We start from the raw sequence: 12,147 nt of genomic DNA, 5'->3' as shown, positions 1-12,147 counted from the left end.
GGATGATGACCGGTTTGATGGCGGAAATCGCGGCGGCCACGGTGGACAAGGGTACGCTGGCCCTGTGGTTCCTGGGCCAGAACGGCTGGATGGTGAAGTCGCCGGCCGGTCTGGTGCTGGCCGTCGATCCCTACCTTTCCAATTCCTGCCATCCGTCGCGGCGTGGTCTCGATGTCGACCGGCGGGTTCCCATCCTGGTGACGCCCGAGGAATTACAGGCCGATCTGTTGCTCTGCACGCACTCGCACCGGGATCACGCCGATCCCGAGACCCTGTGCCCCTGCGCGTGCAGCGGCCGGGTCAAGGCCTTCGCCGGGCCGGGCGACACCCAGGCGGTGTTCGTCGCCGCCAAGGTGAGCGAAAGCCAGCGGAGTCTGACCTGGCCCAATCACGAGATCGGCCTGGGCGATCTGGCGATCACCGGCACTTTCGCCCTGCCTACCGATGCCGGCGACCTCACCCATATGGGCTTTGTCATCCGGGTTGACGGCGGGCCCGGCCTGTGGATCACCGGCGATACCGCCTGGTGCGACCTGCTGGCGGAAGCGGGGGCCAAACACAAGCCCGACGCCATCTGCCTGCCCATCAACGGCGGCTACGCCAACCTATCCCACTGGGAGGCGGCAGAACTGGTGCGCCGGGTGGGACCGGCCCAGGCCATTCCGTGCCACTGGGACATGTTCGCCGACAATTCCTGCGATCCCCGTATGTTCGAGGCCTCGCTGAAGGTCAAGGAGGTGCCGGGCGTCTATCGTCGGCCGGACCATGGGCGCAAGATGGTGATCAGCCGAACCGGCTGAACACCAGCGGCAGCCAGACCAGGGCGAACAGGGTGCTGGCCGCCACGGCGATGGCGGCGCGGTCGGGGTGGATGTTGCGAAGGGTGGCGTGCACCACGGTGACGGCGGCCAGCGGCACCAGGGATTCGATCAGCAGCACCTGGTGCCCGACCCGGCCGAAGACGTGCAGCCAGGCACGGTCCACCGCGATGAAGGCCAGAGCCAGGGCCGGCCAGAGGGCGAACTTGACCGCGAAGGTAAAGGCGGTGAAGCCCAGGTCCAGGCGCAGGCTTCGGATCTGGGCCAGCCCCAGCCCAACGATCATCATGCCCACCGGCACGAAGCCGCCCGACAGCAGGTCCACCGCCTGCATCGCCGCTACCGGCACCTTCGTGCCGCTGAGGTTGAGGGCGGCCCCGATCCAGCAGGCGTGCAGGCCGGGATATTTCAGCACCCGGACGATGGCGCCTCCCACCGAGGCCTCGGCCCGGGCGACGGTATAGAAGCCCACCGAATTCTCGTAGGCGGTGGCCCCGAACGACACCATCACCACGTAGGGCAGGGATTCGGGGCCCGCCAAAGCGAGGCAGGCGGGGATGCCGAAGAAGCCGGTATTGCCGGTGCCGCCGGTAAAGGCGGCCATGCGCTCGCGTCCGTCGCGCCAGAAACGCCCCGCCACCGGCGCGGTCAGGAGCGCGATGCCCGAGCACAGGCCGAACACCGCGAAGGGGAGAATGAGCAGCGCGCCCTTGAGGTCGGCGCTGACGAATCCCTTGAACACCACGGCGGGCGACAGCACGAACAAGGCGAGGCGGCCCAGGTCCTGGCCCTTGACCCCGCCGAACCGGCCCAGCGCGAAGCCGATGCCCACCAGCAGGTAAAGGGGCACCAGCTTCATGGCCAGGGAGGTGTCGAAGGGCAGGGTCATCGGACCAGGATCGCCCGGAAATCATTGACGTTGGTGAGCGTCGGCCCGATCTGAACAAGATCACCCAACGTCTTGAAAAATCCGTATGAATCGTTGTTGCTCAGATACGATTCCGGGGTGATCCCCAAGGCTGTGGCCCGCACCAGCGTGTCGGGCGCGATGACGGCGCCGGCATTGTCCTCGGAGCCGTCGATGCCGTCGGTGTCGCAGGCGATGGCGTCCACACCGGCGCAATCCTTGAGCGCCAGGGCAAGTGCCAGGGCGAATTCGGCGTTGGGGCCGCCCTTACCCTGGCCGCGCAGGGTGACGGTCGCCTCGCCGCCCGACAGGATCACCGCCGGAGCGGGGGCCGGCTGCTGGTGGGCGCGGATGGATTTGACCATTCCGGCCATCACCTTGGCCATTTCGCGAGCCTCGCCCTCCAGGCAATCGCCCAGCAGCAGCGGATAATAGCCGGCCCGCGCCGCCACCAGGGCGGCGGCCTCCAGCGAGCGCTGCGGCGTGGCGATCAGGCGGTATTCACTGCCCGGCAAGTGCTTGGGCGTCTCGGACGCCGAATCGTTCAGGCGCGCCGCAATGGCGGGCGAGGGGGTGATGCCGTACTTGGCCAGCACGGCGCGCGCCTCGGCCAGGGTGGTGGGGTCGGCGACGGTGGGGCCCGACGCGATCACCGAGGGGTCGTCGCCGGGCACGTCGGAAATGGCCAGCGTCACCAGCCGGGCCGGCGCGGCCAGCGCGGCGAGGCGCCCGCCCTTGACCGCCGAGAGGTGCTTGCGCACGCAATTGATCTCGCCGATGGCAGCGCCCGAGCGCAACAGGGCCGAGGTCAGGGCCTGCTTCTCCGCCAGGGTGATGCCGGGGGCGGGGCGGGCCAGCAGGGCGGAACCGCCGCCCGAGATCAGGCACAGCACCAGATCATCGGGGCCGAGGCCTTTCAGCAGCTCGATCATGCGCCCGGCCGCCGTCTCACCGGCCGCGTCGGGGACCGGATGGGCGGCCTCGGCCACCTCAATGCGCCTTGTGGGAACGCAATGGCCGTAGCGGGTGACCACCAGTCCCGACAGCGGTCCCGGCCAGTGGTCCTCGACGGCGCGGGCCATGGCGGCGGCGGCCTTGCCGGCCCCGATCACCAGGGTTCTTCCGGTGGGTGGGGCGGGCAGGACGGGTGGCAGGCAGACCGAGGGGCGGGCCGCTTCGACCGCCGCTTCGAACATGCGTCGCAGGATGTTCGTCACTGGACTCCCTTTCCCATTCCGGGCTCAATGGTCGCACCAGTAGACAGCGGAAGGCCACCATGAGCAATCCCGACGCGCTTTGCGGCGTTCTCGCCCCCATCCTGACCCCCTACGACGTGGAACTGGTGCCCGATGCCGAGCGCTTCGTCCAACTGGCCGTACACCTGATGGGGCAGGGCCTGGGACTGGCGCCGTTCGGTACCACCAGCGAGGGCAACTCGCTCAGTGTGCCGGAAAAGGCCGAACTTCTGGACGCTTTGGGCGCCGCCGGGCTGGAGATGGGGCGGATGATGCCGGGGACCGGCTGCTGCGCCCTGTCGGATTCGGTGGCGCTGACCCGCTATGCCGTCGAGGCCGGTTGCGGCGGGGTCCTGATGCTGCCGCCCTTTTACTACAAAAATCCCAGCCAGGACGGGCTGTTCGCCGCCTTCTCCGAGGTGATCCAGCGGGTGGGCGATTCCCGCCTCAGGATCTATCTCTACCATTTCCCCCAGCAGAGCCAGATCCCCATCACCCATGCCCTGATCGAGCGGCTGCTGGTCGCCTATCCCGGAATCGTGGCGGGCATCAAGGATTCGTCCGGCGATTTCGCCAACATGGAGAGCATGTGCCGGGCGTTTCCCGGCTTCAAGGTGTTCGCCGGAACCGAACGGCTGATCTTAGCCGTCATGCGGGCTGGCGGCGTGGGCTGTATCAGCGCCAACGCCAATATCCATGGTCCGGCCATGCTGGACCTGTGGCGCCGCTGGCGTGAGACGGAGGCCGAGGCGCTGCAGACCAGGATGGACGGATTCCGCGCCATCATGGAGGGAATGCCGCTGATCGCCGCGCTGAAGGCGCTGACTGCGCGGCGGACCGGCGATTACGGCTGGCGACGGTTGCGTCCGCCGCTGGTGGCCCTGCCGCCGGAAGCCGAGATCGAACTGGTCGAACGCCTGGAGAAGGCGGGGATCGCTATTTGAGCTCGACGATGGCTTCCAGGCCGTTGGCCTTGGCGGCGGCCATCAGGCGGCCGTCGGCCTTGGCGCGGGCGACGAAGGAATCCACGGTTTCCAGCCACTGCGCATCGCCCGGCGCCATGGCGTAGGCATAGGGGCTGGGCGCCAGCGGCTTGGGGGGCGTCAGCAGCTTGGCCCAGTCGTGGCGGGCCAGCATCTTGCGGCTGAAGGGATAATCGGTGACGAACAGGTCGGCGCGGCCGCTCATCACTTCCTGCTCGCGGGCTTCGGGGGTCGCCACCTCGAGAAGGCGGGCCTGCTTCAACTCGGCCTTCATGACGTCCACCATGAAGGTGCCGGTGGCCGCCGCCACCACGATGCCGTCGCGGTCCATGTCGCCCCATTCCTTGATCACCGGATGGGTCTTGGTGGTGATGGCGACGATGCCGCTGCGCAGATGGGGGCGGGTGAAAACCAGCTTTTCCTGGCGCGGCGGCGTGATGGCCACCGCATGCATGGAAATGTCGCACTTGTCCGACAGCAGATCGTCGATCATGGTCTTGAACGAGGAATCCACGAAGCGAACCCGCACTTCCAGGTCCTTGGCCAGTTCCTCGGCCATGTCGATGTCGATGCCTTCCAGCTTGCCTGTCCGGGTGTTGCGGTACGAAATGGAGTAGTAATCCGGCCAGATACATACCCGGACCTCGCCGCCTTGGCGGATCTTCTCGAGCCTGCCGCCGGCCGGGGCCGCGAAGGCCTGGCTTCCGATGGCGATCAGGGAAAAGGCGGCGAAAAGACGGATCAGGATATGCATTTTTGTCCTCCAGATACGGACGTATTATGCTATTTCACCTAGGCCATGCAAGCTAACCCGAAAGAATCCCGGAACGTGCCTTCGTCCGAGCATAAGCCGGTCGTGCTGGGCAGCGTCCAGGTCAAGCCGGTGTTTTCGCGCCGGTTGATCGGTTCCGTCGTGGTGTTCGGTATCAGCATGGCGCTTCTGGTGGCCATCGCCACCACCCTGGGATTGTGGACCGGGCGCCAGGAGGCCATCAGCGGCGCCGAGGCGGTGACGCGCAATCTGGCCCGCAGCCTGACAGAATCGGTGGAACGCTCCATCAACTCGGTTGATGTGACCTTGGCGTCGATCGCCGAACTGGCTTCGGAACACGGGATGGCGGGGCCTCGTCCCGACTTGCGGGCGGCGGTGGTCCAGCGCCTGACCTTCATCCCCTATGTGCGCCAGATTCTGGTGGTGCGTGTGGATGGCGCGGTATTGTTCGATTCCGCGGGACAGGCCGATGGCCGCACCCTCGACGTTGCCGGGCTGCTGGCCGAACACGCCCGTCTGCCGCGCCCCCTGGTCATCGGGGTTCCCATCGACGGTCGCTTCATCGGTGGAAGCGGCCGGGCGTCGGGGCTGAAAAGCATACCGGTCAGCCGCGCCATCCGGGCGACGGATGGTTCTGTGCTGGGATTGGTGGTCGGCGCGCTCAATCCGGAATTCTTTGTCGCCAGTTTCCAGGGGATCGAGGCGGAATCCGGGGCTCATACCCATCTTTGGCGGTTCGACGGGCTGTTGCTGGCCGGTGCCGGGGGTGTCAACGACCCCCATCAGGCCATCGGCTGGGACAATCCGCTGTTTTCCCGCCACCTCAAGGATTCCGAGATGGGGACCTTCACCGGTCCCGGCGGAGACGGCATCACCTGGATCAACAGCTACCGCACCACCCTGTCCTGGCCGCTGGTGGTCAGCGTGGGCATTTCGCTCGATGTCGCCCTTCAGAGTTGGCGGCGCAGCGTCGAGACCATCGCCTGGCCGGTGGCCACCGTTACGCTGATCGTCCTGGGGCTGACGGCGGCCATGGCCATCGTGCTGCGCAACCGCGGCCGTGACGAGGCCCGGCTGCGGCTGTCGGACATGGTTCTGTCCAATGTGTCCAACGGCGTGACCATCGCCGATGCCGGCACTAAGGATTTGCCGCTCATCTACGTCAATCCCGCCTTCGAGCGGATCACCGGCTACTCCGCTCAGACCGCCCTGGGCCGGAACGCCCGCTTCCTGCATGAATTCGACCCCGCCCAGGAGGGGTTGGACGACATCCGCGCCGCCCTGGCCGAGGGCGAGGCGGCGTCTGTGGTCCTGCGCAACCAACGGGCGGACGGCACCTTCTTCTGGAATCAGCTGTCGCTGTCGCCGGTGCGGTGCGCCGATGGCGCGGTGACCCATTGGGTGGGCGTGCAGCGCGACATCACCCAGCAGGAGGAGGCCCGCTCCGCGCTGGCCAAGGCCTATGACGACGTGGCGCATTACAGCGAGGATCTGGAGCGGTTTTCCTTCGTCCTGGCCCACCACCTGCAGGAGCCGGCCCGCCAGATGCGGCTGCAGGCCCAGGTGCTGCTGCAAAGGATCGAGGACTTTCCCGAATCCGGTGCCCAGCAGCCGGCCGAACTGATCATCAACGCCGCCAAGCGGCTGGTGGAGATGCTGCGCGACGTCCAGGCCTACCTCGCCATCGAGCGTCAGCCGGTGACCGGCGGAACGGCATCGTCGGAATCCGCCCTGGCGGCGGCCGTCAACCGCTTCGTCGATGTGGAGGCGGTCGGCTCCGTCGAGGTGGTGCGCGGCATGCTGCCCCGGGTCGGCATACCCCAGAAATACCTCGACGATCTGTTCGAGATCCTGATCGAGAATGCGGTGCGCTTCCGTCATGTGGAGCGGCCGTTGCGCCTGGCGGTCGGCGCCCAGTCCCATGTGGATGGGTGGCTGTTCCGGGTCGAGGATAACGGCATCGGTATCGATTCCAGCTATCACGAGCGGGTGTTCGTGGCGCTGGAACGCCTGCATTCCGGGACGTCCTATGGCGGGACCGGCATCGGGCTGGCCATCGCCCGCAAGATCGTCGAGGCGGCGGGCGGGCGCATCTGGGTCGAATCCGACGGCATCAGCGGCACGACCTTCTGTTTCACCCTGCCCATGCCGCCCAGCGGCGTGGTCTGAAACTTAGCCGAAGGGCCAGAATCTCAACCGAACGGCCAGAATCTCAACCGAACGGCCAGAATCTCAACCGAACGGATCGTCGCACTTGCCGCACATGGGAATCTGGCTGACGTCGCCCTTGCGGAAGGCATCCAGGATGGCGCCATAGGCGGGGCCTTGGCGGATGGCGGCCAGCCCCTGTTCCATGATGTTGCCGATCTTCAGTTGGGCGTTGGAATCATAGCAGCCGCAGGCGGTCACTGTACCGTCGCAGAACACGCCCACCGCCTTGAGGAACAGGCGGCACGGCATCAGCCGGTGGTGCCCGATCTCTTTCAGCGACCAGATGCCGTGGCGCGGGTTGAACGTGCCGCACTGGACCGTGCCGCCGAAATTGTTGGCCGGCACCGTCCAAACGTCGGTGATGCCGTGGGAGGCGAGGAAGGCTTTGGTCTTGCGCAGGTTTTCCTCCCACTCGCCCAGCGCCACCGCCTTGACGGCGAAGCGGGTGGGGGTGCCCTTCAGCGCCTTATGGATGGCCTTGAGATTGGCGAGCGTGCGTTCGAACTTCGAGCCCACATAGACGCTCTCGTAGCTTTCCGCGTCCCAGCCGGCGAAGGAGAATTGCAGGTAGGCCAGCCCAACCTTGGCCAGACGGGCGATCTTGTCGGGGGTGAAGGGGGTGCCGTTGGTGACGATTCCCACCTGGAAGCCCTCGGCGACGGCGCGCTCCAGCATCTCGAAGGCGCGGGGATGGAGGAACGGCTCGCCCTGGCCGGCCAGGATGTGCATGGTGGTGATGCCGCACGCCTTGCCCTCGGCGATGACCCGCTCGAAGACGTCGTCCTCCATGAATCCGGAATTATCCTTCCAGATCTCCCAGCCGCACATGGTGCAGCGCAGGTTGCAGCGGCGGCTCATCTGGACGTACAGCTCATAAGGCACCAGCCCGCGCCGCTCGGCCGGGGCGATGATCAGGGCGCGGGCCTTGGCCAGATGGGGGGAGGCGGCTTCGCCTCGCCCGGCCTCGTCCAGCGCGATGCCTGTCAGGTACTGAATGCGCCCCGATTGCGGCTGCAGGGCGGCGGCGGGCTCCAGCAGCGGCACGGCTTCGGCGGCGCGTCCCTGTTCCACCAGGGCGCCGGCCAGTCCCACCATGGTGTCGAGATGGCCGGGCACGGCCGCCAGCACCCGGCGGAACAGCGCCTCGGCCTCGGCGGCGCGGCCGCGGGCCAGCAGCAATCCTGCGCGCCGGTAGTCGCATTCAGGATGTCCGTCGGCCTGTTGCAGGATGGCCGCGGCTTCGTCCAGCAACTGGCCTTCGGCCAGACGCAGGGCCTCGGCCAGGAGGCGGGCGGGATCGGCGGGCTTGGTCTTCTTCTTGGGCGCTTTCATGGTGGGGCAGACTAGCATTGGCGCCTAGCGGCTTTCCATGCCGGTGTTGTCTGGGGCATTATGCTTCCCGGCCATGGAGGGGAGAGCGGCGCGTGCCGGGGGTGTCAGCCGACGACAGAAACACGGCGCAGGGCAAGTGGTCCGGCGGCCGCTGGCGATTCGGCATCCGGGCCAAGCTGGTGGTGGCCGTCGGCGCCGTGGCCGGCATGATCATGGTCGCCAGCCTGCTCACCTGGTTCAGCTATTCCGAGATCGAGCGCCTGCTGGCGGCGGTGACGCGCACCAACCTGCCGGCGCTGTCCAACGCGCTGAAGCTGTCCGAGGCCACCGCCCGGCTGGCGGCGGCCGCTCCGGCCCTGGACGGCTCCCAGTCCCAGTTTCAGCGCCAGAGCAACTTCGTCGCCCTGCAGCAGCAGACCGAACGATTGCTGACCCTGGTGGACCACCTGGCGGGGTCCATCGCCGACACCGGCCGGGTCGAGGAGCTGCGCTCCATGATCGCCGCCTTCGCCGACAACGTGGTGGACCGCAACATCCTGGTGGACAAGCGGCTGCAACTGGCCGAACGAAGCCGGACGCAAGCCGAGATCATCAGCCAGCTGGATGTGGAGGTTCACCGCGCCATGGCCGGACTGGCCGGCGATCCGACCCTGGCCACCGTGGTGCTGGCGTCCAATTACCTGCGCGAGGCGGTGGTGGCCGGCACCCTGGAAAAGGTTGGCGATCTGCGCAGCGCTTACGAGGAGCAGGTACGCGCCCTGGCCGAACTGGTGGACGGCAGCGGCGCCAAGGCCCAGCGGACGCGCGAGCTGACAAGGCGCGTTCTTGCCCTGGGGACGGGGCCGGAAAACGTCTTCGAACTGCGCACGCTTCAGATGCTGACCATCGCCCGTCTGGCCGCCGCCAACGACGAGGGCAGGGATCTGGTGGCCCGCACTTCATCCTCGGTGGGCCGCCTGGTGTCGGCGGCCGAGGCCGAGGCCGCCGAGAACGAGCGTCGCACGGAAGCCGCGGTGTCCAGCGGGCGGACCACCATGCTGGTGGTGGCCATGCTGACCTTCTTCGGGCCGCTGCTGTTCATCTGGCTGTATCTGGGGCGCAGCATGGTGTCGCGTCTGGCCGGTCTGGCGTCGTCCATGCACGCCATCGCCGAGGGCGACTTCCAGGCGCCCATTCCCGGCGAGGGCAACGACGAGATCACCGACATGGCCGCCGAACTGGCGGTGTTCCGCGACGCCATGGCCAAGCTGCAGGAATCGTCCGAGGCCCTGATCGAAAGCGAGCGGCGCCTGCGCCGTATTCTCGACACCTCGCCCCTGGCGCTGGCCATCTCGCGGGTGTCGGACAACGCCATCCTGCTGGTCAATCCCCGTTGGTCCGAGCTGTACCGGGTGCCCAAGTCCCGCGCCCTGGGCACCACGGTGACGTCCTGCTACGCCGACCCGGAGAACCGGACCCGGTTGGTGGAACTGGTGAGGAAGCGCGGCTTCGTCGGCGGTTTCGAATGCCGCATGCGGGCCAGCGACGGCCACGAGTTCTGGGCCATGTTGTCGGCCGCCGAGATCGAGATGGACGGCGAGCCGGCGGTGATCGCGTCGTCCACCGACATCACCCGGCACAAGGAGGAGGAAGCCGCCCTGGCGGAGGCCAAGAAGGTGGCCGAAGAGGCCAGCCAGGCCAAGTCGCTGTTCCTCGCCACCATGAGCCATGAAATCCGCACCCCCATGAACGGGGTGCTGACCATGGCCCAACTGCTGGAAGACATGCCGCTGCCCGCCGAACAGCGGGAAATGGCCCGGGTCATCCGCGATTCCGCCACCGCGCTGCTCACCATCATCAACGACATCCTGGACTTCTCCAAGATCGAGGCCGGCAAGCTGCAGCTGGAGCTGGTGGAGCTGTCGGTGGCGGATCTGGTGGAAGGGGTGGCCGACCTTCTGACCATCCGCGCCCAGGAAAAAGGCATCAGCCTGATCACCTTCGTCGATCCCACCCTGGCCGACCGGGTGGTGGGCGATCCCGTGCGGCTGCGCCAGATCATCACCAATCTGGCCGGCAACGCCATCAAGTTCACCGACAAGGGATATGTGCGCATTTCGGTGCGCGCGGTCGATCCGCGCGAACGCCCGCTGCGCCTGGAATTCTCCATCACCGACACCGGTATCGGCCTGGATGCCGAACAGCAGGCCCGCCTGTTCGAACCCTTCATGCAGGCCGACATCACCATTTCCCGGCGCTATGGCGGCACCGGGCTGGGTCTGTCCATCTGCCGCCGTCTGGTGGCCATGATGGATGGTGACATCGGGGTGCGCAGCAATATCGGCCAGGGCTCCACCTTCTGGTTCCAGGTGCCGTTGCAGCCCGACGAGGCCGACGCGCCCATGGAGGTCGGGCCGGACCTGTCGGGCATCGCCGTTCTGGTCCTGGCCGAAGGGCCGGTGGCGGCGGAATGCCTGCGCCAGTATCTCGGCCATCTTGGCGCCCAGGTGGCGGTGGTCGTCGGCGTCGAGAGCGCGGTGGCCGCCGTGCGTGCCGCCGCCCTGGCCGGCTGGACCTATGACGTCGCCCTGCTGGACGGCGGCCAGGACTTCCGCCTGCGCATGGGGGTGGCCGGCGCCCTGATGACCGCCGCCGGGCCGGATCTGGATCTCAAGGTGGTGATGCTGGTGGCCCAGGACGCCTTCGCCAGCGTCGCGGCCGAGGTCAAGGCCGCCGGCCTGTTCGCCGCCCTGCCCAAGCCGGTGCGGCGCCGCCAGTTGTGGCGCAGCGTGGCGGCGGCGGTGGGGCGCGCCTCGGCCGAGGACGATGCCGCGGAAGGCGAGGGCATCGAGGAAGGATGGCTGCCGCCGTCCATGGAGGAGGCGGCAAGCGCCGGCGCCCTGATCCTGGTGGCCGAGGACAACCCCACCAACAAGGTGGTGATCCGCCATCTGATGGAACGACTGGGATATGCCATCGAGGTGGTCGGCAACGGCGCCGAGGCCTGGGAGCGCATGCAGATCCGCGATTACGGCCTGCTGCTCACCGATTGCCACATGCCCGAGATGGACGGATACGAGCTGACCCAGCGCATCCGCGAATGGGAGATGGAAACCGTCCACCATCTGCCCATCGTGGCGCTGACCGCCGACGCCTTGGCCGGCACGGCGCGGCGGTGCCTGGATTGCGGCATGAACGCCTTTCTGGCCAAGCCCATCGATCTCGCCCAACTGGATGCCACCATCCGCCGGCTGTTGCCCGTGGCGGTCGGTTTGCGCCAGCGGCGTTCGGACGGTTTCCGGCCGGCCCCGCTCTCCGGGGGAGGCGCCCCGGTGGCCAGCGCCGAAGACCCCAGTCTTCCGCCGGTCCTCGACCTTACCCCCATGCGCCAGATCTTCGGCGATATCGGCGACGAGGTAAGGGAATTGCTGGCCCTGTTCGTGGACACCACCCAGCCGCTGGTGGCCGAACTGGGCGATGCCCTCGAGGCGGGGGATTGCCTGGCGGCGCGCGAGGCGGCCCATTCCGCCAAGGGGGCGGGCAACAGCGCCGGCGCCTTCCGCTTCGCCAAGCTGTGCGCCGAGGCCGAGGCCGCCGCCGCCGCCGCCGATCTGGGCCAGGCGCTGGCGGTGCTTCCCGCCCTGGAAGCGGCCTTCGACGAAGCGGCCAAGGCGGTGGCGGCGGTTTAAGCCCAGGCAAAAAGAAAACCGCGCTCCCGGTGGGGGAGCGCGGTTTGCTTCGATCCGAGCCTGTAAGGGCGCCGACCGGCCTGCCGGACCTTAGCCCTGGCGAGCCTTGAAGCGGGGGTTCGTCTTGTTGATGACGTAGACCCGGCCCTTGCGGCGAACGATGCGGCAATTCTTGTCGCGCAGCTTGGCCGACTTCAGCGAGTTACGAATCTTCATGGTCC

Annotated in this window: 9 protein-coding genes; 4 read left to right on the top strand and 5 right to left on the bottom strand. The window is 67.6% G+C overall.

Features of this window, described 5'->3' with window-relative positions; translation table 11 throughout:
• The first annotated feature begins 2 nt into the window (after positions 1-2).
• Positions 3-800, top strand: a complete 798-nt coding sequence (locus tag WV31_RS08040; RefSeq protein WP_237051542.1) for an MBL fold metallo-hydrolase — start codon at positions 3-5, stop codon at positions 798-800.
• Here the strand turns inward: WV31_RS08040 and WV31_RS08035 are convergent.
• Positions 784-1,707: an AEC family transporter gene (locus WV31_RS08035; RefSeq protein ID WP_085373064.1), complete on the bottom strand. Its 924-nt coding sequence runs from the start codon at positions 1,705-1,707 to the stop codon at positions 784-786. The two genes, WV31_RS08040 and WV31_RS08035, sit on opposite strands and share 17 nt — an antisense overlap.
• Positions 1,704-2,921: a glycerate kinase type-2 family protein gene (locus tag WV31_RS08030; RefSeq protein ID WP_085373063.1), complete on the bottom strand. Its 1,218-nt coding sequence runs from the start codon at positions 2,919-2,921 to the stop codon at positions 1,704-1,706. The genes WV31_RS08035 and WV31_RS08030 overlap by 4 nt, the downstream gene beginning before the upstream one ends.
• A gap of 80 nt (positions 2,922-3,001) precedes the next feature.
• Here WV31_RS08030 and WV31_RS08025 point away from each other — a divergent pair, with 80 nt between their 5' ends.
• On the top strand, positions 3,002-3,904 hold the full coding sequence (locus tag WV31_RS08025) for a dihydrodipicolinate synthase family protein (protein ID WP_085373062.1): 903 nt from the start codon (positions 3,002-3,004) through the stop codon (positions 3,902-3,904).
• Here the strand turns inward: WV31_RS08025 and WV31_RS08020 are convergent.
• Positions 3,897-4,697 carry an ABC transporter substrate-binding protein gene (locus WV31_RS08020; RefSeq protein ID WP_168185877.1) on the bottom strand — a complete coding sequence of 267 codons (801 nt, stop codon included), beginning with the start codon at positions 4,695-4,697 and terminating at the stop codon, positions 3,897-3,899. The genes WV31_RS08025 and WV31_RS08020 overlap by 8 nt on opposite strands.
• A 75-nt stretch (positions 4,698-4,772) precedes the next feature.
• Here WV31_RS08020 and WV31_RS08015 point away from each other — a divergent pair, with 75 nt between their 5' ends.
• Positions 4,773-6,884, top strand: coding sequence for a sensor histidine kinase (locus WV31_RS08015; protein ID WP_237051541.1), 2,112 nt, complete (start codon positions 4,773-4,775; stop codon positions 6,882-6,884).
• A 63-nt stretch (positions 6,885-6,947) separates the two neighbouring features.
• On the opposite strand, the gene WV31_RS08010 is transcribed toward WV31_RS08015, so the two are convergent.
• The gene (locus WV31_RS08010) at positions 6,948-8,258 is read right to left on the bottom strand and encodes a radical SAM protein (RefSeq protein WP_085373060.1); all 1,311 of its coding nucleotides are present in this window, start codon (positions 8,256-8,258) and stop codon (positions 6,948-6,950) included.
• A 92-nt stretch (positions 8,259-8,350) separates the two neighbouring features.
• Here WV31_RS08010 and WV31_RS08005 point away from each other — a divergent pair, with 92 nt between their 5' ends.
• Positions 8,351-11,926 carry an ATP-binding protein gene (locus WV31_RS08005; RefSeq protein WP_085373059.1) on the top strand — a complete coding sequence of 1,192 codons (3,576 nt, stop codon included), beginning with the start codon at positions 8,351-8,353 and terminating at the stop codon, positions 11,924-11,926.
• Positions 11,927-12,016: 90 nt separating this feature from the next.
• On the opposite strand, the gene ykgO is transcribed toward WV31_RS08005, so the two are convergent.
• A complete protein-coding gene (gene ykgO, locus WV31_RS08000; protein ID WP_008614494.1) occupies positions 12,017-12,142 on the bottom strand; it encodes a type B 50S ribosomal protein L36 in 126 nt (41 codons plus the stop codon).
• Between the last annotated feature and the right edge of the window lie 5 nt (positions 12,143-12,147).

Source organism: Magnetospirillum sp. ME-1, from assembly GCF_002105535.1.
In the GTDB taxonomy this organism is placed as follows: domain Bacteria; phylum Pseudomonadota; class Alphaproteobacteria; order Rhodospirillales; family Magnetospirillaceae; genus Phaeospirillum.
Note: the sequence above shows the minus strand (reverse complement) of the source record. Positions and strands in the feature narration are given on the sequence as shown.